The organism is Gottschalkia purinilytica (assembly GCF_001190785.1).
Classification (GTDB): Bacteria; Bacillota; Clostridia; order Tissierellales; family Gottschalkiaceae; genus Gottschalkia_A; species Gottschalkia_A purinilytica.
In genome coordinates this window covers 235,871-260,747 of the sequence record NZ_LGSS01000002.1, presented here as the reverse complement: position 1 = coordinate 260,747, position 24,877 = coordinate 235,871, and the positions used below count along the sequence as shown (strand labels likewise).

12 protein-coding genes are annotated in these 24,877 nt (G+C 30.0%); 10 read left to right on the top strand and 2 right to left on the bottom strand.

All coding sequences use genetic code 11. The features are described from left to right. Positions 1-9 precede the first annotated feature (9 nt). Positions 10-1,032, top strand: coding sequence for a DALR anticodon-binding domain-containing protein (locus tag CLPU_RS02965; RefSeq protein ID WP_235436090.1), 1,023 nt, complete (start codon positions 10-12; stop codon positions 1,030-1,032). Positions 1,033-1,105: 73 nt separating this feature from the next. Here CLPU_RS02965 and CLPU_RS02960 read toward each other — a convergent pair whose 3' ends face one another. Further along, entirely contained in the window at positions 1,106-2,773 is a 1,668-nt protein-coding gene (locus CLPU_RS02960) for a flavin monoamine oxidase family protein (RefSeq protein WP_050354151.1), read from the bottom strand. Positions 2,774-2,984: 211 nt separating this feature from the next. On the opposite strand from CLPU_RS02960, the gene CLPU_RS02955 reads away from it, so the two are divergent. From CLPU_RS02955 to CLPU_RS02915, 9 genes are all read left to right on the top strand, one after another. Next, the gene (locus tag CLPU_RS02955) at positions 2,985-8,759 is read left to right on the top strand and encodes an IPT/TIG domain-containing protein (protein ID WP_050354150.1); all 5,775 of its coding nucleotides are present in this window, start codon (positions 2,985-2,987) and stop codon (positions 8,757-8,759) included. An 11-nt stretch (positions 8,760-8,770) separates the two neighbouring features. Next, positions 8,771-11,470: an S-layer homology domain-containing protein gene (locus CLPU_RS02950; RefSeq protein ID WP_050354149.1), complete on the top strand. Its 2,700-nt coding sequence runs from the start codon at positions 8,771-8,773 to the stop codon at positions 11,468-11,470. A gap of 30 nt (positions 11,471-11,500) precedes the next feature. Beyond that, the gene (locus tag CLPU_RS02945; RefSeq protein ID WP_050354148.1) at positions 11,501-12,997 is read left to right on the top strand and encodes an S-layer homology domain-containing protein; all 1,497 of its coding nucleotides are present in this window, start codon (positions 11,501-11,503) and stop codon (positions 12,995-12,997) included. Between the two features lie 185 nt (positions 12,998-13,182). After that, positions 13,183-14,796, top strand: coding sequence for a CTP synthase (locus tag CLPU_RS02940; protein ID WP_050354147.1), 1,614 nt, complete (start codon positions 13,183-13,185; stop codon positions 14,794-14,796). A 416-nt stretch (positions 14,797-15,212) separates the two neighbouring features. Continuing rightward, positions 15,213-18,407, top strand: a complete 3,195-nt coding sequence (locus CLPU_RS02935; RefSeq protein WP_050354146.1) for an S-layer homology domain-containing protein — start codon at positions 15,213-15,215, stop codon at positions 18,405-18,407. A 412-nt stretch (positions 18,408-18,819) separates the two neighbouring features. Further along, positions 18,820-19,305 (top strand): zinc ribbon domain-containing protein, encoded by a 486-nt coding sequence (locus CLPU_RS02930; protein ID WP_050354145.1) that lies wholly within the window; start codon positions 18,820-18,822, stop codon positions 19,303-19,305. 13 nt (positions 19,306-19,318) lie between these two features. Then, a complete protein-coding gene (locus CLPU_RS02925; RefSeq protein ID WP_050354144.1) occupies positions 19,319-20,731 on the top strand; it encodes a zinc ribbon domain-containing protein in 1,413 nt (470 codons plus the stop codon). Next, the gene (locus CLPU_RS02920) at positions 20,724-21,926 is read left to right on the top strand and encodes a TcaA 3rd/4th domain-containing protein (RefSeq protein ID WP_050354143.1); all 1,203 of its coding nucleotides are present in this window, start codon (positions 20,724-20,726) and stop codon (positions 21,924-21,926) included. The genes CLPU_RS02925 and CLPU_RS02920 overlap by 8 nt, the downstream gene beginning before the upstream one ends. Before the next feature lie 647 nt (positions 21,927-22,573). Next, a complete protein-coding gene (locus CLPU_RS02915; protein WP_050354142.1) occupies positions 22,574-22,984 on the top strand; it encodes a hypothetical protein in 411 nt (136 codons plus the stop codon). Between the two features lie 198 nt (positions 22,985-23,182). Here CLPU_RS02915 and CLPU_RS02910 read toward each other — a convergent pair whose 3' ends face one another. Continuing rightward, positions 23,183-24,688, bottom strand: a complete 1,506-nt coding sequence (locus CLPU_RS02910; RefSeq protein WP_050354141.1) for a DUF1846 domain-containing protein — start codon at positions 24,686-24,688, stop codon at positions 23,183-23,185. Positions 24,689-24,877: the final 189 nt, after the last annotated feature.

Genomic DNA, 24,877 nt, shown 5'->3' with positions numbered 1-24,877 from the left:
GTAGCAATGTTGAAAATAAGAAAAATAAATGATATATTTTTACTATTTAAAGAAGAAATAAAAAAAGCATTAAGTTTAGAAAAAGATATTGAGTTTGATGTTTTAGTTCCTAAAACAAAAGAAAATGGAGACTTATCTACAAATGTAATATTAAAAGTAAAAAATTTTTATAAAGACATAGACAAAAAAGAAATTATAGTTAATTCAATTAATAAAGAAAAGTTAAATATAAAAAAAGTAGAAATAGTAGAACCAGGATTTATAAATATTTTCTTAGATTCAAAATGGATAACTATAGTAGGAGATATGGTAATTCAAAATGGACTAAATATAATAGATAAGTCTCCTAATAAAAAAATAGTGTTAAATATAGAAAATAAACAAGATATAGATATAAAAAGCAGAGCTGAGTCTTACTATTTTGTACTAAAGAATATACTTTCATCTAAAGGATATGATATGATAGATTCACATAAACTAAAAGAAAGTGACAATCAGGTCATAAAGAAAAATATAAACTTAGGGAAGCTAACAATATTACGAAATGGAGTAAAATTAGAAGATCCTATAGAAAGTATACTTACAAGGAAAGAAATAAATTTCTGGTCAATATCTAAAACATTTAAAAGTGATATAGATATACCACTTGAAGTATCAAGACAAAATAGTCTAGGTAGTCACTATTTCAAAATCACTTACTTATATGAAAGAACATCTAATGTCATATCAATATTAGAAAAAGAAGGATATAACTTACCGGAAAATAATGAAGGGATTGTCTTTAATGATGAAGACGGAAAAGAACTTATTTTTAGTATACTTAAACTAGAAGATGTAATATCAGAATCTATAAAATTTCTAGAACCATATAAGCTTTTCGACTATATACATACATATTCAGAATTATTTCACAGGTATAATAGCAACCTACTATTAAGAACCAAATCAAAAGAAGAAGTACTAGGTCATCTTTACATAATGAAAGTGGTTAATAGATTCATAAGTATATTATTAGACATGATTGGAAGTTAAGATATGATAAAAAGATTAAATATAAGTGCTTCAAAAGACAACTTAAAGTTACCTTTTGAGCACTTCTTTTATTCTAGCAACACATATTACAATGAATTGCTATATCATTTGCAGCTTTCATTGCAGTTTGAAAAGAACCATTTAGCCATCCATGACTAATAGAAGTATGATCACCTGCAAATAAGAGTCTATTATTATATTCTGGAGCTATAGTATAATAAGACAAAAGTCTTTTTTGTTCAGGTCTAAAATAGCCAAAAGCTCCTAAATAGTTAGGCTCGCTTATCCAATCCATAGACGCATAGCCTTCAACTATAGAATCCAAATAACCAGGGGTTAGACCATGAACCTGTTCTACTTGTCTTTTTATCACTTCTATCCTTATATCTATAGGAAGTCCCCCTACTCTTACAGCATCAGTAGTTAAGTTATAAGATGCAATTAATACCCCAGGTTCATTACTATTAGGAGTATAAGGAGGATACCATATATCTGCTATAGCCAAGTCAGTATTAGAATCTCCACCAACTATTCTCTGAGCAGGACCACCCTCTTGCCAAAACCTTCTATTACAGAGTAATGCAGTTTTTTGACTATCAACATATTCCAGTTCTCTTATGGCTTGTTGCTTTCTGTTAGAAAAAGGAGGAAAAACATCTGTAGTTCTAAGAATAGAAAAAGGCATAGTACAAATCACATAGTCAAAAGATTCTTCTTCATATTCTTTATTCTTCTTAACTTTGTATTTTAATATAACTTTGTTTCTATTTGAACTTTGATATATTCCAGATACCCTTGTATTTAATCTAAAATCAACTTTACCTAGAGAACTACTTGGAATATTTTCATATTCCTTAGGATTGGAACTAGTTAAGGATTCAAAAAAAGCTTTGGTTATATTTGAGAATCCTCCTTCTATTCTATATAGATCTACAAAAGAAAGAGAAAGAAATTCAAATAACATCTCTATATATCCGTAGTACCAAAAGGCAGCTAGAATAGGAGACAAACCAGATAACATATTTAAAGCACAATTACTAATGCCAAAATGCTGAAAGGCTTGTCGAGCATTAAAATGATCCCAGTAAGATACCATAGGATGATAATGCTTTCTTATTTGTAATATTTCTTTACGGATATCTGAAGGCATACTTAGCAGTGTAGACTCAGGAGTATATTGTAAAAGAGATGTCCAAGGAAGTCTTTTTTCCCAATTGGAAAGATTAAAAAGAGGGTATATTTCTCTCCTTACATTTTCACCTTCAGGATCACTTCTAACTCTAACATTATTTATATATATAAATGCATTTGGATCGTCTTGAGGAAAGTATGTAGTGTTCAAGTTCAAAATATTCAAGTAGTGCCAAGAAGTTCCATGACTAACAGGTATCCTCATAGGACCTAGCTCTCCATATAACTTTTTATCTTTATCAAAATAATATGTATAAATTCTACCTCCTATACGATTAGAGGATTCAAGTATAGTTATGTCAAATCCCAACTTTCTAAGTTCAAACGCAGCAGAAAGTCCAGCAGCACCCGCACCGATTATTCCTATTTTTTTACCCTTAAACTTTCCAGGAGGAGCTATTTTAGTTATCTCTTTCATAGGACCTAGATATTTTATTATGTTATAATAGTCATCCGTTCTATTTAAATCTCGTAAGTTATTTAAAATAAGTTCATGTCTTTCACTATCTGTTGGGTTATCAGGTGGGTTAGCAGTTCCAAAGTCTATCATAAACTTTCACTCCCTAATATTTAATATATTAAAATATATTAAGTTACCCACCTATTAATGCATATTAAAGAGTCTATATTAATTTTTCCAAGGGGTTTGTGTAATAATGTTGTAACAAAACAAAGAGTAAATTTTACACAAATAATGCCGATATCATATATGTAATATTATGAGTAAAATAAAAGAACTTTTAAATAAAGGGGGAAAAAGTATGAAAAGGAGGATAATTTCATTTGTGCTATTATTTGCAATGATATTTACAAGTTTACCCATTGGTCAAATAGTAGCATTTGCTGCCAATGACACTCCAAAGATTACATCTATAAAACCTAATAAAGTATCAGCAGGTAATGGTAATCTTGTTGAAGTATCAGGTAGCGGGTTTGGAACTGATAAAACTAAGATTACAGCAACTGTTCATTATAAAGGAGGATCAGGATCAGGCCAGGAAAAAGCAGAGGTTAAATCAATTAATGATTCAAGACTATTGGTTGATATACCTAAGTCAGATAATTATGTAGGTGAGGCTATTCTTACCATAGAAAAAGACGGAAATGGAGATCTTGCTACATTTCAATATATCCCAGATCCTAAAATAGAAAAGATTATAGTAAATAAAGAAATAAAGATGCTTTCTAATGGAAAAGAAGAAGTAAAAACATATTTAGAAGTATATGGAAGTAACTTTAACCTAGTAGGAGAAAGAGATAATGTAACTAAGTTAGAGATCATAAAAGATGGAATCCAAGCTATAGTGCCAATTGTACAACAAAGAGAAGGATTTATAAAGGCTACTTTGCCAGAAGGATTCACTGATGGAAAATGCAATATTAATATAGAAACTAAGTATGGTGGAAGATCAAGTTTAACTGATCAACAAATTAAATTACCAGTACATAATATATCAAATATTTCAAAGAGAGTAGCTAATGAAGATGATATTATAACAGTACTTGGTAATAACTTTCCTACGAGTAACGTAGAAGTATATATACTAGATCCAAACAGTAATGGAAAGCTTGCAGAAATACAAGATAATGATGCTGATAAGATAGAGGTAAAAGTTCCATCACCTGTATCTAATCAAAAACATAACATTAAGGTTATAGATAACAACAATAATACAGCAGTAACTTTAATAGGAGAATTAGAAATATTACCAAAACCAACACCATTTGAAGTAACAGAGATAACACCTAATGCTGGACCTATAACTGGAGGAACAGAAGTCCACATAAAAGGTACAGGTCTTCATGATAAAATGAGTATCAAATTTGGAGATCAAGTTGCACCTATACAAAATGTAACTAAAGATGGAAATGACAAGATAATAGTAGTTAAGTCACCTGCGTCAAGTGTTGCAGTTCCAGTTGATATAACTATAGATGGAAAAAGAGTAGGTACATTTACATATATAGGCTCAGGAAGCTATATGTTCTTAACCAAAATAGATCCAGATAGAGGTGACGAAATAGGCGGAGAAGTAGTATCTATATATGGAGAAAACTTTCAAAGAACCAAAACAGAGATTAAGGGCGATAAGAGAATAGTAGTATCTGATGAAGATAGTGCCAAATTAGAGCCTAATAAAAAAGGATTAGTATTTGTAAAAAAGATTGATGAAAATGATAACGAAAATCCTTTAAAAGGACAAACAGGTGTAATAAGAGAAAGGAAAATCACAGTTTTATTCCATGGAGAAAATGCCGAGTTTTCACTTGATGATGTTGATTTTAATAACTTAAATGAGGTAACTAGCATAGGAGAAAGAGGGGAACAAATACTTAAAGTAAAAACTCCTAAAGTAACATTAAACCCAAAAGAAGATACAGCAGTAAAAGTAACTGTCCAAGTTGAAACTAGTTATAAAAAAGAAGGTGATGCTAAGCCTTTAGATGGTTATGGATATGTAGAAAGGCAAATGATAGATTTCATATATGAAACTATAAAAGTACCTATAATAAATGAAGTTACACCTAACATAGGATCAATCTCTAAAGATGGGGAAGATGAGATTAATCCTAGAGTAGTAATAAAAGGTGATAGGTTCTTAGTAAAGAGTAGTGTAGATGAAAATGATCAACGGAAGATAACCAAACCTAGGGTGTTAGTTGTGCCACCTAATGTAACTGATGAAACCATAAAGTTATATTTAAGTGGAACATTAAGTAACCCTGAAGAATTTAAGAAAAACTATGAAGCAGAAGTTCAAGAAGTAACTATAGAAAAGGATAAAAGAATTGTAGAGGTAGATGGAGTATTTAATAAAGTTGGAACTAGATTAGTAACAAAGTTTCCTTCTTCAACTAATCCAGGATATAGGGACATTATAGTATATAACCCTGACGGTGGAATAACTAGAATAAAAGATTCATTCTTATATAAAGATCCACAAACTGATCCAAAGATATTGGATATATCACCATCAAAAGTTAGTTCAGACGGTGGAGAAAGAGTAGTTATAACAGGGGAGAACTTTGAGTATTACTCAAATCAAATAAAACTGATAGTAACTATAAATGGAGAAGTGGCAAAGATAGAAAAAGTAGAAAGACTGACTAAAGAAGGAAAGAATATAGAAGCAATAACTATAATTACACCATCTGGTACACCAGGTAAAAAGGTAGTTCAAGTTATAAACTCAGATGGTGGAACAGCAGAAGGGGCTATAGAATATACAACTATAAAAACAGCACCTAAAATAAAAGAAATAGCTCCATCAGAAGGTACAGAGGGTACAGAAGTAATCATAAAAGGTGATGACTTCGTAATACCGAAATATGATATAGAAGATGAACAAGAAATGAAAGAAACAGGAACTAAGGTATTCTTTGGAGATCTTGAATTAAAAGTTAAAAAAGAAGATAACGAAGAACCAGGAGTTTATATAATAGATAAACAAACAATAAGAGTAGTAGTTCCTAAATTAAGTGATTTACCTATTAAAGTAGATGTAAAAGTAGTGAATCCAGATGCTTCTTATGACATAAGAGAAAAAGGATTTGACTATAAGATTCCACAAAGTAAACCTAAGATAGATGAACTGTCACCAGATTTCGGAACTAGAGATGGTGGGACGGTAGTCACCATAAAAGGGTCAGGATTTACAGATAAAGTAGATGTATATTTTGGAGAGAAAAAAGGTACAAATGTAAAAGTTAATGGAGATGGTACAGAAATTCAAGTAACTACTCCAAATTATCCAGTAGCTGATGATGCAAAAACAGGAGTTACTGTTCCTGTAACTGTAGTAAACTATGACGGAGCAACAGATACCAAAAGAGATGGATTTACATTTAGAGTACCAGGAAGTTTTCCTGTTATAGAAAAAATTGATCCTAATAAAGGTTCAACAGCAGGATACCAAACAGTAGTTATAACAGGTAGAGACTTTAGATATGTAGATACAAATGGCAATGGAAAATATGATGAAGGAGAACCAATTCCAAAAGTATACTTTGGTGGGGTAGAAGCTATTGAAGTAAAATACTCTAGTCAAAGTTCACTTATGGTTAAGATACCACCATATGAAAAAGGTGAAGCAGTTGACGTTATATTAGTGAATCCAGATGCAGGTACTACAACTTTAAAAAGAGGATTTACTTATGAAACATCAAAACCTACTATAAAAACAATAACTCCAGATACTATAGTTAAGACTGGAGGAACAGAAGTAACAATAGTAGGTGAAGGATTCATAAATAGCAATACAGATAATAGTAATATAAATCCTAATATAGACACAGAAGTTATATTTGGAAATGAATCAGGATTGGCTCAAATAGTAGGAGCTTACTCAGAAGTAGAACTAGGAAATGTAAAAGTAAAATATGATAATAGAGATCCAGGTTCAAAAGAGAACATATTTGTATATATAAATGACGAATTAAAAAGTTCACTAGAAGTTAGATCAGGGAAACCAGCTATAGTAACATTACCTACAGAGAATGGAAACCCTAGATTAGAAGGTATAAAAATAGAAGTAAAATCAGATAGATTAATAGTTACAAGAAGATTAGCACCAAAAGTAAAATATATAAACTCAAATACATTAGAAGTAGTATCTCCACCAATGGATGGTGTAGGAGAAAGAGAAGTTAAAGTGGTAAATAAAGACGGAGGAACTGCAAAAGGTAAAATCATAGTTAAAAATCCAGATAGTAGACCTTTAATTACCAATGCAGAGCCTAAAAAAGAAGTACTTAAAAAAGGTACAAGTGAAATAGACTATTACTCAGTAGAGTCTACACTAGATGGAGGATTAACATTTACTCTATATGGTAAGGACTTTAGAAAAGGAGTAAAAGTATTTATAGGAAATCAAGAAGCAGAAGTTGTAAGTAGAAGTAATGGAGATGACAAAATAGTCGTAAAATCTCCAAAAGGAAGAGCTGGAGATGTAAACAAACCACTTCGTATAGTTGTTGTTAATGAAGATGGAGGTATAGCAGACTCTTCAGCTGCACAAATAGATCCAGCTAAAAAACCACTGTACTATATATATAAAGACAAAGAAAGTAATCCAGTTATAGAAGAAATCATACCAAACAAAGGTAGTGCAAAAGGTGGAGAAAAGATAACTATCATAGGTAATGACTTTAGAGTAAATGATATAACTGTGAGAATAGGGGCAGGAGAAGCAAAAGTCATAAAAGAAGAGTCATCATATAACAAACTTGTAGTTATAACTCCTCCAAGTGATATATTAGGACCAGTAGACGTGTTCATAAAGAACAATTCTGCATTAGGAGAAACTGTTAAAAAAGGCGGATTTACTTATATATCAAGTCCTGTTATAACAAGGGTAAATCCAAGAGAGGTTCATCATACAGGAGGACATAAAGTAACAATATCAGGGATAGGATTCCAACAAGGAGCAAAGATCTTTATAGGCGATACACAAGTAACAGGTGTAAAATTCATTGACAGCAATACTATAGAAATTACATCTCCAAAAGTTGAGCTAAATAGCAAACAAGAAAGTGTAACTAAAGATGTTAGAATAGAGAATCCTGATGGTGGTACTTATACTTATAAAAATGGTATAACATTCATACTACCTATACCAGGTGAACCAACTAGATTCAGAGCTTATCCAGGACATGAAAGATCTATAATACTAGAATGGGATAAGGTAGAAGAAGCTGATAGATACAAGATATATGCTAAGTCTAGATCAAATGATGACTATGAGTTCTTAGGAGAGACTACAGATTTAAAATATGTAATAAAAGACTTGAAGCCAGATACAAGATACTATTTTAAATTGTGGGCAGTAAATGAATATGGAGAATCAAGAGGATATGCATATGACTATGCGACCACACTTAAAAGTAAAGATGATCAAGGTGGCGGCAAATACGAAGATAAAGATATAACTACAGCAAAAATAACTTATACTAATGGAGAGCTAAATATAGCTTTTCCTAAAGAATTTAGCTACAAAGAATATCAACAGGCTTTAACAGATTCTAAATATGATAATTATACTAAAATAAAGCTTACTATACCTACAACTACTATTAATAAAGGAGTAGGATATGCATCTTTAAGATTAAAAGACTTAGAAGTAGGTGTAGCTCTTAGTTCTTTAAGAAATAGCTCATATTTTAGACAAAGTGATGATACTAATGTTGTTATAGATATATCGAAACTAGATAGTGCTGAAAAATCTAGAATAACTAAGAATTTACCGGCATATAGAAAAGCGTCAGAAGGCTATGAAGTTAAGTTCTATCTGCAAGATGGAAGGCAGACATACAATATGGATAAAATTGAGGGACTAGGATTTACTTTTATAACAGACAAATATTCAGGAAGTTCCCCACAATTTGCTTTCAATAGATATGTTCCGGAACAGAATGGTCTAGTTTATCAAAACACAACAGTAAAATCAGAGTTTGACTATACAATAAGGAAAGACGTATATAGAATCTATAGTTATATAACGTTAAATGGTAAATATGTAGTCACACATAATAAATAGGGGTGTTGAGATTGGGAAAATTAAAAAGTAAGATAACGACAGCTTTAGTAACTGCATCTATTTTAATAACATCTCTATCAAGTCCTATACAAGGAGTAAGTATTGCTACGGCGAACTCATATGAAGGAATAAGAGAGTATAAAGAACTCTATAATAACATTAACTTTTATGACGTAAAGAATCATTGGTCGAGAGATTCAGTATATAAAATGAGTGCTTTATCAGTTATAAAAGGAATGGGTCAAGGTAGATTTAATCCAGAAGGTATTCTAACAAAAGAAGAAGCCTTGACCTTGATAGTTCGCCTTCTTGGACTTGAAGGAGAAGGACAAAGAATTGGACAAGGTACAATAAAAAAAGGAGATACAGGAGGATATCAGATACTAGATGCGGGATATTACTGGTTTAATGGACATCTGAAAGTAGCTTCTAAAAGTGGAATAATAACTAAAGAAGAAGAAGCAAAAATAGTTGAACTTACAGAAGGACAAAAGAAAGAAATAGAAAGAGAAGCATCAAAAAGATTAGAAACATATAAGGCTAATAAGAATCTAGGAAAAAAACAGTTAGATGAAATTAAAAAACAATTAAATCAAAAAATACAAAGAGAGTATACATGGAAAAAGTCTATTAGTAGAGAGCAAGTAGCAGTATGGATAGCCAGAGCTGCAAAACTTGAAAATACAGATGGTAGAAATCAACAAATGGTATTTAACTTTGTAGACTGGAAAAGTATAAACACGGGATATATACCAGTTATAGAAGCAGTAGTACAAAAAGGAATAATGAGTGGCGATGACAAAGGAAGATTCAATCCAAAATCACCTCTTAAAAGATCAGAAATGGCTAAGCTAATGGACAATATTCATGAAGATATACTAAAAGAACAAGGATACATTATAAAAGTAGGAACAGTTGATAATGTAGTACCTATGTCAGAGTATATAGAAGGATCGTATATACAAAAAAGACACTTTAGTATAAAAAATGACGACAATACAGCAACTGAGATATCAGTTAAAAGTTCATCAAATGCAAAATATAACGGTGGGTTCATAGGATATAAAAATAGACAATTGGTATTACCTGAAAGTATAAATACTTATGACGACATAAAATACTACATTAATAATGAAGGAAAAGTAGTATTCGTAGAAGCTCTTTGGGATAAAAATGCATCGGTAAAAGGAGTAATAGAAAATGTAGATCAAAATAATTACACTATATCTGTAAAAGACTACTATGGAAGAATCCATAACTATAACATTATAAAAGAAGTAGATGTGAAAATAAATGGACAAGGATCTAACCTAAGTAACTTAATATATGGGCAAGAAGTCACATTGAAACTTTTAAATGGAAAAGTAGTAGGAATAGATGGATATCTTGATACAGGAGATGATGGATATATTCATCCTGGAGAAAGAGTAGAAAGAGGAACAGTACTATATGTAGACAAACGATATGGTGAAGTAACAGTAATAAGTGAAAATAAACAAATTAAATATACAGTACCATCTTATACTCCAATCCTTAAAAACAATGTGAATGTAGGAATAGATGGGCTAAAAGAAGGAGATATAATAAAACTTGATTTTGACGAATATCAAGGAAATACTCCTATTAAGATATATATATTAACAGAAAATACAAAACAAATATCAAATATATATAAAGGTGAAATATCACACTATAATGTTGATAAAAATGAAATAGTCCTTAGAAGTCCTTCAGTATATAAACAAGGTAAATGGACTAATGAATCAAGTCAAAAGTTATTGCCATTAAAATATAACTTAGAAGTATTTAGAGAAGGAAAAGCAATAACTAAACAACAACTTAAAAATTATGTAGGGGTAGAAGTATATATCCTTAGTGAAAATAACTTTAGTAAAGAAGAAGGATCAAGAGTTATATTGAAAAATGGATATGAAAGAACTTACTTTAATTCAATAGATAATATAACATATGGAGATAGAAGAATAAGAGTAGACTATAGCGATGTTTACTTTGACGATAGTACAATCATATTAAAAGATGGTAGACTAATAAGTCCATACAACTTAAAACAAGGAGATAGTATATCAGTAGTAACTCATGGAAGTAATGTAGCTTCAGTTATAACAGTAGAAGGAGTAACTAAGCCAACAACAGAGTTAGTGGTATATAGAGGTAGAATAGAAGAAGTTCTTAATCGTGAACTAGAACTTTATAGACCTACTATAGTAGACGGTATAGAAAAAGATAGCTCTAGACGTAGTTACGTTAAGATAACTGACGATACTCAAATTCTAGATGTTAGAGAAGCATCACCAAAGAAAATATCAGTTAAAGATTTCTTAGACAGTGGATTACACAGTTCAAATAAATACAATGAATACTATAACGAATATGTATACACTGTAGTAAGAGACGGAGTTGCATTAGCTATTAATATAGTAAATCCAAATTCAGAAGCAGACGCTATAACTACAGCTAATATTGGAAATATAAACTTAGACAACGAAACTATCACAATTAAAGATATAAAAGATTGGAGTAACTTAACACAAACATGGAAGATAAATAATTCATCAAGTATAACATTAGATATAGAAGATGGAATATTTATCAAAAACGGTAAACCTGTAGATATGAGCCAAATATCTACGAAAGATAATATTTACGTAATGAGAAGAAATAACAAAGGATATATTATTATTTGTAGATAATCCTTTATATCCAAAAAAGGAGCTGATAACGTGAAAAGATTAGTAGCATTGATTATGACAGCTATAATAATAACACTTCCTCTTACGGGCTATGCCCAAAGAGGAAGTGCTGGATTTGAAGGTGGCATACACAAGAATGAAAGCGACTTTAGTAAGAGTAAGCTATATAAAGAAATGATATATATAACAGGAAAGCCTACTCTATTACAAGGCGAGATAGAAACAAAAATAAAAGATAAGTCAATAACATATAAGTATCAACTATACAATGAAGATAGAACTATAAAGCTAACCAGAAGCTTAGACCTTGAAAGACAACTAAATCCATCAGCAGATAATAGACAAGTAGTAGAAGTAAATAATATGAAGAAATATAAAGAGACAATAGACGTAACTGAAGGAAGTAACAAAACAAAATATGAACTACAAGACTATCAGTTTCATAACTCTACATTAGACGATAACTTACCAATAGTGACCTTCTCACAAGGGAACTGGCAAGGCAAAAAGACTTACAATATCAATAAAACTGAAGGTCTCGTAACAGTTGGACTAACAGGAAATATATATGGATATGATCACTACTGGGGTGGAACTGAAACTCAAAAAGTTCGTCATGATATAAGCTATACAAGAGGAACAGGAAAAGATGCTGTATCATGGTATGGAAGTGCAGACATGGATGTTTCTTTTAACAGAACAAAGAGAATGGACTATTCAGACAATATACCGAACCAATCTAGTTTTGATGGTGCATATACACTTACAGAAAGAGATGAAACTATATTAAAATATTCATATGATTTACCCCACTTTACTAGTTCAGGTAAGTTACATGATACTTATAGAAATAGAGGAGACGGTAAAGAATATTACGAAACTGTACCTACTCAACAAAAAATGTTTATACCTAGATACCAAGATATAAAAGGACATTGGGGAGAATGGGACATTAAGAAATTAGTAGGTATACAAGCTATAGATGAAACAAAACAATATTTTGGACCTAATCTACCTACTAAAAGATCAGAATTCGCAAAATGGTTAGTAAAATCAATGGATTTAAAAGATGAAAAAGAAGGAAGTACAAGAAAAGCTACAAAGAAAAAAGATGACAAACAAGACCTGTTTGTAGATGTAAGTAAAAAATCTCCAGACTATGACTATATAAAAGCTATAAAAGATAGAGGAATAATGTATGGAGTAGGAGATAACAGATTCCTACCTGATGGTAAAATAACTAGAGCTGAAGTTATAGCTATAGGTATAAGATCTTTAGGATTAGAAAGATTAGCTCCAAACTACAACTTTAAAACACCATTTAAAGATGACTATAATATACCTGTTTGGGCTAAAAAATCAGTATATGTTGCAAATCAAATAGGACTTGCAAAAGGTACACCAGAAGGCTATATATATCCAAACGAGGTTATGACAAGAGCAGAAGCAGCAGCTTTTATAAACAGAATGATAAAACATATACAAGAAGACCTAAAATATGATTATAGAGAAGGTATAATTAGATAAGATAAAAAAAGCATCCTTTAAATTAAAGGATGCTTTTTTATGTTCTTTATATGGAAAAAATTTATAGAATAGTTAGTTCATTGACATATTATTTAGAGTGAGATACAATGCTATAGTTGTGTAACTGTGAAATAATACTTTATTTATATATTTAATTTAGTATAGAAAATAAAGGAGGCCGATCCATGTCTGCAACCAAGTATATCTTCATAACAGGTGGTGTAGTTTCATCATTAGGTAAGGGTATAACAGCAGCTTCATTAGGACAACTACTAAAAAGTAGAGGACTAAAAGTAACAATCCAAAAATTTGATCCCTATATAAATGTAGACCCAGGGACTATGAGTCCATATCAACATGGGGAAGTGTTTGTAACTGACGACGGAGCAGAAACAGATTTAGACTTAGGACATTATGAAAGATTCATAGATATAAATCTAGGTAAGTACAGCAATGTTACAACAGGAAAAATTTATTGGTCGGTACTAAATAAAGAAAGAAAAGGTGATTACCTAGGGAGGACAGTCCAAGTCATACCTCATATAACAAATGAAATAAAAGACAGAGTATTTAGAGTTTCAAAGGAAAAAGAAGTAGATGTAGTTATAACAGAAATAGGTGGTACAGTAGGAGACATAGAAAGCTTACCTTTTTTAGAAGCAATAAGACAAATAAAATATGATGTAGGTAAAGAAAATGTAATGTATATTCATGTCACATTAATACCATATCTAGCTAAAGCTGGAGAATTAAAAACAAAGCCAACCCAACATAGTGTAAAAGAACTTAGAAGTATAGGTATTCGTCCAGATGTGCTAGTATGTAGAACAGAATATCCAATATCAGAAGAGATGAAAGAAAAAATAGCTCTATTCTGTGATCTTGATGTTTCTAATGTTATTCAAAATTTAGATGCAGATACTATATATGATGTACCTATATTAATGGAAGAAGAAGGACTTCCAGACCTAGCTATAAAACACTTACAATTAAATTGTGCAAAAGATCCAGACTTAAAAGAATGGATGGAAATGATAGAAAAAGTTAAAAATCCAAAAGGAAAAGTAAGAATAGCACTAGTTGGTAAATATGTAGAATTAAAAGATGCATATATATCGGTAGCAGAATCCCTAAAACATGCGGGTATAGCTAATGAAGTAGATGTAAATATAGATTGGGTACATTCAGAAAAGTTAGAAGAAAATAATTATAAAGAAGTATTGAAACACGTTGATGGAATATTAGTACCAGGTGGATTCGGAGATAGAGGAGTAGAAGGAAAAATATTAGCAATACAATATGCTAGAGAAAATAAAGTGCCGTTCTTAGGAATATGTCTTGGTATGCAAATGGCAGTAGTAGAATTTGCGAGAAACATAATGGATTTAAAAAAATCTCATAGTTCTGAGTTGAATCCAGAGACTCCTTATCCAGTAATAGACCTTATGCCAGAACAAAAAGATGTAGTTGATATTGGTGGAACTATGAGACTAGGATTATATCCGTGTAAATTATTAGAAGGTTCAAAAGCATATGAAGCATATGGAGAAAAACTAGTATATGAAAGACATAGGCATAGATATGAATTTAACAATGAATTTAGGGACAAGGCATTAGAACATGGACTAATAATAAGTGGAGTATCACCAGATGAAAGGCTAGTAGAAATAGTGGAAATAAAAGATCATCCATGGTTTGTAGCTGCACAGTTCCATCCAGAATTTAAATCAAGACCAACTAGAAGTCATCCATTATTTAGAGAATTCATAAAAGCTTCAAAACAAAAAGCTGGGTGTTAAAAACATAAAAGAAGAATATAAAAAATCAAAAGATGCATATAAAAAGTGCATCTTTTTTTGTCGTGGACTGTCAAAAAAAGTCGATAAATACAAAAAATATTATCATTGTAACATAACTGTAATATCACTGGTTAAAATTTGTTATATAATGTTGATATGAGGTAGAAATTTATAAAATAAAGGAAATTTAGAATAAAATAGTTAATCATACCTATATTTCTAAAAAACCATATTTATAAGTTGACTACCAAATATAGACATGTTATAATAAGGTATATAATTCAGGGATTACCTTTAATCCCTGTTTTTAACTGATGGGCTGTTTCGGGAGGAATATCGGCCTGTCCAAATGTACATAATTCCTCCAATATAAGAAAATTAAAAAAAAGTAAAAATACAAGGGGGTTACAAAAAACATGAAGAAAATTTTATCTCTAGTAATAGCACTATCACTAGTACTTACAAGCTTTACTTCTGTATTTGCAGCAGCACCAAACGATGTTGTTGGTACAGAATATGAAAAAGCAGTTGAAAAATTAGTGTCATTAGGTGTCCTAGGAGGATATGGAAATGGCGAATACAGACCAAATAACACTATCACAAGAGCTGAGTTCTCAACAGCAGTGGTAAGAGTTAAAGGATTAGGTAGCGCTGCTGAAGCAGCAAAAGGCCCTACTTCATTTGCAGATGTTCCAGCTAACCATTGGGCAAGCGGATACATCAACATAGCTTCAAAAAATGGAATAGTTTATGGTGTAGGAAATGGACAATTTGCTCCAGAAGCTCAAATTACTTATGAGCAAGCAGTTACTTTAGTATTAAGAGCTTTAGGATACGAACCAGCAGCAGTAGCTAAAGGTGGATTCCCATATGGATATCTTGCAGTAGCTGCTGAAGAAGGATTACTTGACGGAGTTAAAGGAAGCTTTGGTCAACCAGCTTCAAGAGGATTAGTTGCATTATTATTAGATAATGCATTAAAAATCCCTGAAATGATTCAAGTTACTTTTGGAAACAATCAACCTGAGTGGGTTAAATCAGGTACAAAAGGAACAGAAGCAAAATATCTTTATGAAAAATTAGGATTTACTAAATTAAAAGGTACAGTTTCAAAAGTAGACAAAGATAGAAATAGAATAACTATTGAATATAAAGACAAGGATGGCGACGTTGCAACAAAAACATTAAAAGTTAACAAAGATTTTGACTTTGCAGGAGCTAATCAATCTAAAATAACTGTATGGTATGATAAGGATGATCTTGTTCATATCTATAATATAGAAGACAATGCTAAGTATGATGCAATTAAAGAAGCTAAAGATAGCAGATATGATATTAGACTTGTTGGAGAAGAAAAAGATTATGATTTAGCAAAAAATGCTGACATCAAAATAGATGGAAATACATCAGACTTAACTACGCTTAAAAAAGGAGTAGATTATGCAAGAGTACTTCTAGATAGCGATGGAGACGTAAAATATGTAGATGCTTATAATCTTGAAGATGATATTGTTGTTGAAGACGTAAACAAAAATGTTATATTTAGTTATGATGATGACGAACTAGATTTAAAAGATTTCACTTTAGTGAAAGGTGGTAAAGAAATATCATCTGGTAGTCTAAAAGAAGGAGATGTGGTTCTTTACAACTTAAAAGCTAAGTATGCTGTAGTATTAACAAGCGATAATGTTAAAGAAGGAAAAATTGAAAGAGTTTATGATAAAGTAGAATTTAAATTAGGTGGAGAAACTTATAAGTCTAGAGATAATGCTAAATACTTAGATGGAAAAGACTTAGGAGAATTAACTTCAGATATTTTAGGAAGCATGAAAGATGAAGGTAGTAAAGTAAAAGTAGTATTAGATTTTAAAGGTAACGTAGTTTTAGTAGTAGGAGAAACAGGAGAAACTGCTGTTAGCTCATATGCTTTAGTAGCTAAGGTTAATAAAACGCCTTCAGGAAGATATGGTGATGAATATGCACTAGATGTGTTAACTTCAGAAGGAAAAATAGTTAAACATAATGTAGCAAAAAAAGTAGTTGAAAAGTTTGAAGGTTGGGCAGATGTAAACACAAATGATATACTTAAATTAAGTATTGATGATCGTGGAGATGTAACAAAAATAGAAAAAGCAGGAACTTCAGATACTATTAAATCAGAAGTTAAATTAGATGATAAATATGTTAATGGAAGCAAATTACAAGACAGTACATTGATATTCGTTGCTAATAGTACTGTAGCAGATGATCAAGATCACAAAGAATATAAAGTATATACATTAAAAGAAGCTAAAAAAGAATTTACTAAAATATTATCAGGTATGTCATACTCTGACAAAGAATCTAGAGCAGTAGCTATCTTTGTAGATAAAACTGATGCTGATAGTAAACAAGAAAAACAACAAGGTATAGTTACAGGAATCAGAAAACTTAAATCAGGCGACAAATATGAAATTACTTTAGAAATCGATGGAAGAGAAGAAAGCTATTTAGCAAGTACTAATGTTGTTGCAAAAGCTGGCGGTCAAGAAGAGATATCTAGAGTAAAAGGTATAGAAGTAGAAATTGGAGATAAGAGTAAAGAAATCACAAATATTACTGAAATGAAGAGAGAAGTAGTTAAAGTTGAAAAAGTAACAAGTAAACTTTTAAATGATAAATATGAATTAGATTCAAAAGGTAAAGTATATAATGATAAATTAGATCAAATATCACTAAGAGAATTAAAAGAAGGTGATAATGTAACAATATTCTTTGATGGAAATAGCTCAAGATTCATTAAATATGTTGTTAAAGCTGAAATAGGATACGATTTAGATGCTGGTAAAATAGAAAGTCAAAACGTAAAAGTTAATGAATCAGTTGAAGTTGATGTAAAATCAGCTTTCGAAAATGTTGACGGTTTAACTTACGAAGCTAATTCAAAAGATAGCGAAGTTGCTATAGTTGAAAAAGTAGAAGGAAGCAAAGTAACTGTAAAAGGAATAAAAGCTGGAGAAGCTAATATAGAAGTAATTGCAAAAGACGGAAAAGGTGGATCTGCTAAAGTAGCGTTTAAAGTGATAGTAGCAGAACAAGCAAAAAGTAACGATGCAACATTAAGTGAAATAAAAGTTGATGGAGAACTGATAGCTGAATTTGCTTCAGATAAAGATGTATATAATGTTGAGTTAGCTTCAGGAACAACAGCTGTTCCAGCAGTAACAGCTACAACAACAGATACAAAAGCGACAGTAGAAGTAAAAGATGCGACAGGTTTACCAGGAGCAACAAAAATAGTAGTAACTGCAGAAGATGGAACAACTACTAAAGAATATACAATAAACTTCACAGTAGCAGAACAAGCAAAAAGTAACGATGCAACATTAAGTGAAATAAAAGTTGGTGGAGAACTGATAGCTGAATTTGCTTCAGATAAAGATGTATATAATGTTGAGTTAGCTTCAGGAACAACAGCTGTTCCAGCAGTAACAGCTACAACAACAGATACAAAAGCGACAGTAGAAGTAAAAGATGCGACAGGTTTACCAGGAGCAACAAAAATAGTGGTAACTGCAGAAGATGGAACAACTACTAAAGAATATACAATAAACTTCACAGTAGCACAATAGTAGCATAATTATAGACTTTAGAAAAGTAAAATGAGATAGGAATATATTCCTATCTCATTTTTTAATTGTATAAAGAAAACCACAAGCTAATAAACAGAGTTCAGTTCATTAGCTTGTGGATATTTATTATGTTTTTAAAACCAAAGTTATAGATAAAAGATATAAAAATAAAAGGATTTGTCACCAAGAAAACATTAAATAAAACTTGATATTAACTCTTTCTTATGAGTTGGATTCTTTGTTTTATATAATATGGATAAATCTATTTTCTCAAACACATATCAATCAATCTCTTTCTTTTAATTATTTTAGACTGTATATTCATTAATAAAATCAACATAATATAGAGGTATTTATATAAAAATACAGAATATATAACATATTTTAGGAGAATAAGAAAGGATGTGAAATTATGAACGATTTTAAAGAAAAGTTTCACAAAGGGATTTCTACTTTTCAAAAAGAGTTAAAGGAGGGAAAAGAAAAGATACAGACTTCACAAGAAGTTATGTCATTAAAGCTAAAGTTATCTGAATATGAAGATGAAAGACTTAATCTTATATATTCTTTAGGAGAATTAGCTTATAAGAAAATGAGAGAGAATGAATTAAAAGATACTGAGCTTGAAAATACAGTAGCTGATATTACTAATGTGGATAAATCTATATACTCTATTTTAAAAGTAATTGATGAAAAGACTAAAAGTGAAAAATCAGTTATCATTTGTGATTGTGGAGAGAAGCTTAGCCATCAAGATAAGTTCTGTAAAGGTTGTGGAATGAAACTGGACTCTAAAGAAGAAAATGAAACAATTGAAATGATAAGTTGTTCTAAATGTGAAGAGAAGATTGTTTCAGATTCAAACTTTTGTGGTTGTTGTGGAGCTAAAATAAGTTAAAGGAGAGTATTTTATGTTTTGTCATAGATGTGGACAAAGTAATGATGATTATTCAAATTACTGTTCAAAAGATGGTATAGCATTACGTGGTAAGAAATTAAATGTAAGACTTTCAAAAAAAGAGACTAAGTTTTGTAAAGATTGTGGATCAAAAACAGAAAAGAGTGATTTATATTGTAACAGTTGTGGACAATCTTTATTTGAAGTAAAAGAGAAAAAAAGCATTAACAAAATTCCTAATGTAACATTAGAAAAAACAAGCTTATTATACTCACTTAAAACTTCTGGTATATCTTTTGCAATAATACTTATTATAAACATTATTATATCATTACTTGGAAACAAAACTATAGATGATGCGATAGTAAGAGAAATAGGACCTTTCTTTAGTCTAGATTACATAAACTTTATTGATTTTACTCTTATATCAAATTTCATCAAATTAAAATTAATTAGTGGTGTAGGTAAAGGAGTAAGTGGTGAGCTATCATATCAAGGGGGAGTTTTGATTTTAGCTATAATTCCTTTCTTTGTATTCTGCATAATAGGAATACTTAATGCAAGGAAAGATTGTAAGAATAGTAAAGAGTTTTGTATTAAGAATAGTTTACTTATCAGTTTATTTTATGGATTGATACTTGGAATATTAACTATGTTTGGAAGTGGAAAGTTTGATATTCCTTTAGGAATTTTTGATCTTAATTTAGTTAAAAAGTATTCTTTCTTAACAGCTATATTAAATGGATTCATACTTTCGATATTATTTTACCTTATTGGGTATGGGATATATATTAAATTTAGAAGAAAAAATGAAATTATCGAAAGATATAAGTATTTGTTTAATGGACTTTTAACTTTATTTACTGGATATATAGTTTCTTTTACTCTTTTTTTACTTTTCATAAATAGAACTATGATAGATACATATTCAGGATTTGTTGATAAAATCCTTACATTACAAATGCCATCATATATATGGTACATATTAAACTTTAATACTTTTCATGTTAATGATGGAAATATGCTTCAAAGTTTCTCTGTGATAAATACAGAAGAATTAAGACAGATATTTGATAGTACAGGCATGGGTTTAATATATGTAGGACTAATAATATCTTTTATGTTGTTCTTTGCTATAGGGATAAAAATGAAGAAGAGTAGTAAAGGTAATTTGGTTAAAGATATACTATATTTTTCAATAAGCTATTCTTTATTTATGATAGCCTTTGTATTAGTATCTAATATTAAGGTTCAGGTTAGTGGCTCGGTTTCAAATATAATTGGGAGAAATTATGAAGGTATATTTGTAGGATTTAAGGTTATAGGTACTTTTATAAAATCATTTGCTTTTTCTTTTGTAGCAACTTTTTCAGGTAGTCTCATAGGTAAGGAAAAATCTACTCAGGAGGTTGAAGCCTATGAGTAGGAAACTTGAACTATCTATAGGAATAATTATTATAGTATTATTTTTTGCTTTTATAGGGACTAGACTATTTAAAGAAAATGTAAATGCTGATGAACCATTGTCAAAGTTAGAAAATGCTATTGTTAAAGGAGACGTAGAATATTTAAAGGATCGTATAAGAATCGAAAATCATTCAAAGGAACTAGCTAAAGATGAAATTTCAAAGATAGTAAAGTTATTAAATCATTTAGATGTAGGTAGAAATCTTAATGATTATACTGATAAAAATATTAAGAGAAATATCTATTTAATGAAAGATGGCAAAGAGAAAATATTCTACGATAAATATGTAATTTATATTAAACCACAGCAGTTAGTTATAAACTCTAATATTCCAAATGTTAAGGTATACTTGGATGGAAAAGATATTGGAAAAACTGATAAAGATTCTACTTTAAAATATAATCTTAATGTACCGGGACTATATAAGATAAAGGCAGTATATAGTGATAAATACAGTAAGGTAGAAAATGAAGAAGAGGCTTATTTATATAATGATACTGATAAAGAAATAGAACAAGATGTGAAGTTAAATGCAGGATATATAAATGTTTATTCAAATAATGATGAAGCAAAGCTTTATGTAAATGATAAAGATACTGGGCTTCTTGTCAAAGATATAGGCAAATTTGGACCTATAGCTTTAGATGGATCTATTAGTATACAATCGAAGGTTAAAGCTCCAAAAGGATATATAAAAAGTATGAAGATGGATGTTGCAGAAACTGAAAATAGCTACTATTTAGATATTGATAAGGAATACGAAGAAGGTAGTCATAGTTTTACTGAATATGAGTTGAAAGAATTGGTTGTTAATTACTTAGTAGAATTAGTGAATTCTATTAATAATAAAGATTATAGATATGTAAAACCATATATTCTATCAAATAGTAAGCTTGAAGAAATGCAGTTAAAATTGGTAGAAAATCTAGGAAGTAAAGGTACTAAAGAAGAACTTATTGATTATGAAATAATAGATTTAAGATCAGTTTCAATAGATGGAAGTGACTATGATGTAACTGTTAAAGAAAGACACAAAATGATTTATTCTAACAATACTGAAGAAGAAGTTAATCATATTTGGGTTTATAGGGCAGTAAGAAAAGATGATGGAAAGTTTTATTTAACTAATCTTACAAAGTATAAGGGCTTGTAAAGTAGTTTATAAGCTAGAAAAAAATATCTCCTGTTGTAGTCTCTATTCTACAACAGGAGATATTTTTATAGCTGGAAAAAATGAAACATTATATATTTGAACTTAAAGAGATGATGCATAAAACTTATAATTAAATATGATAAAAGTATTAAAGAATTATTTGAAAAATATAGTACATGGACTTTATATAGTATGAAAAAATAATTTAAAGAATACAGAGGAGAAGAATATATAAAAGCTAAAAAATGTACTCTTTATTTATTAATTATTGAAGGTCTATTTGATAATTCCATAGACACATATAAATAAACTCTTGATCTAGTAATGTATATATTTATTTGAGTTGAATTTGTTGATCATAATAAAGTTTTTTACTATACTTTTATTTTCTATATGTAGTTTATTGAATTAATAAATATAAATATGTAAGCATATGTCAATATATGCAATAAATATCAATGAAATACTATCCAGTATTTGACAAAAAAGGAAATGAATATGATGTATAATAAAATAGAGCTCAGAATATTATGTATACGATAGATAGGGGGGATAGATGGAAAACATAAAATATGGACAAGCATTTTAATATGCTTAATTCTAGAGTAAGTAGGTATTTAAAAAATTAAAAACGAGGTGGATATTAAATGAAAAGATCAAAAAAGCTGATTATGTTAGTTTTTACTTTCTTGATGTTAACATTTACTACTCAGGCATTTGCTGCTGGTGAAGTTGTGACATATAACGATTATGTTGGAGGTTACGGCAGTTTTACTAGTGAATTCCAACTTAATAATGGTGTTGCTAGAGTTGACTATAGTGTATCTCCAGTTAGTACACCAACATCAAATTGGGATTTTTATATAGGAGTATATAAAGTTGATAACTATGGAAACGCACATTACATAACTGGAGACACAATAGCTGCAGGTAAATCATCAGCTATAAGTGGAACTAAATTATTTAGCGGTTTAGCACCAGGAAAATATAAACTTAAGTTTGAAACTAATAATAGTTTATTAAGAGCAAATGTTAAAGTATATGATTTAGGATGGTAAAAAATTACAATATAAAGACATTATAATAAAGTATGTTAAAACAAAGAATCTAACTATTTCTTATTAGTTAGATTCTTTGTTTTATACAATTTGAGTGTTAATTATATTAGCGATTATCTTTGAGTTAATAATGAATAGTTGAGATAAAATAAAAGGGATAGAGCATTTGGTTACTCTATCCCTTTAAATATATAATTATTAATTATAAAAAAGATCATCTGTTGGATATTCAGGATCACAAGTTATATCAATACCAAGTTTTCTAAACATCTGTTCATCACTTAAGCTCAATATAGTAGTTGAGTGAGCTTGACAATTTTTTAGTTCTACTAGTTTTTCCATAGCTACCTGAGCTGTTGGGTTAGTAGCTGCACATATACTAAGAGCTATAAGTATCTCTTCGCAATTTAGTGCTGTATTTTTATTTTCAAGTACCTTGGCTTTTAGGTTTTTAATTGGTTCAAGTACTACTGGAGATATTAAATGAATATTATCTGATATATTAGCAAGATGTTTTATAGCGTTTAATATAACTGCTGCTGTTGAGTCCATTATTTCAGAGCTTCTTCCTGTTAATATAGTTCCATCTTCAAGTTCTATACTAACTACTGGATAAGCCTCTTTTTTTCCATACATATCTTTTAGTTTACAAGAGTATTCTCTTGCTGGAAGAATAACTTTTCTGTCACTCTCTTTTAGATTAAGCTCTTCAACCATAAGTTTTACTCTTTGCGAAGTTTCTTTATCTACGTATCCTTTTTTATATTCACACATAGTTTTAAAATATCTTCTTATAATCTCTTGTTTAGAAGCTTCTTTAACTATATCATCATCAATTATTCCGAATCCCACTCTATTTACTCCCATATCTGTTGGAGACTTATAAACAGCCTCTTCACCAGTTATTTTTTCTATTATTCTTTTTAAAACAGGAAATGTTTCAACATCACGATTGTAGTTTATAGCTACTTCGTTATAAGCATCAAAATGGAAAGAGTCTATCATATTTACGTCTTTAAGATCAGCTGTAGCTGCTTCATAGGCTATATTTAAAGGATGCTTTAAAGGAATATTCCAAACAGGGAATGTTTCAAATTTTGAATATCCTGACATCTTTCCTCTTTTATATTCATGGTACATTTGATTAAGACAAGTTGATAATTTTCCACTTCCCGGTCCAGGGGCAGTAACTACAACTATTGGTTTAGTAGTTTCTATATAAGGGTTTTTTCCATATCCTTCATCACTTACTATTGTATCTACGTCTGTTGGATAACCTTTAGTTGATCTGTGTTTATAAACTTTTATGCCTCTACGCTCAAGTTTGTTTATAAATACGGTTACTGAAGGTTGCTCATCATATCTTGTGATTACAACACTATTTACCAATAGGTTATATCCTCTTAAGTCATCTATGAGCCTTAACACATCCATGTCGTAAGTGATACCATAGTCACCTCTTATTTTATTTCTTTCTATATCCCCTGCATATACACAGATAATTATTTCGACTTTCTCTCTTAGCTTACACAATAGTTTGATTTTAGCATTTTCATCAAAACCTGGTAAGACTCTTTTAGCATGAAAGTCCCCTATAAGTTTTCCACCGAACTCTAAATAGAGTTTATCATAGTTATTAACTCTTTCTAAAATATATTTAGACTGTTCTTCAAGATACTTCTTATGATCAAATCCTATTTTCACTAGCTGCACCTCACTCATCAGAATAGTTGTTCAGTTCTCTTAAGCTTTTATTATAAAGTATAAAAAAAATAACAAAGCACATCCTTATATTCTCTCATAAATTCTTATAAATGTGAATCATTTTTTTAAATTATTTTTAATTATTATATCCTAATTGAATGTTTTTTATATTTTGCCAATAAAAAGTTA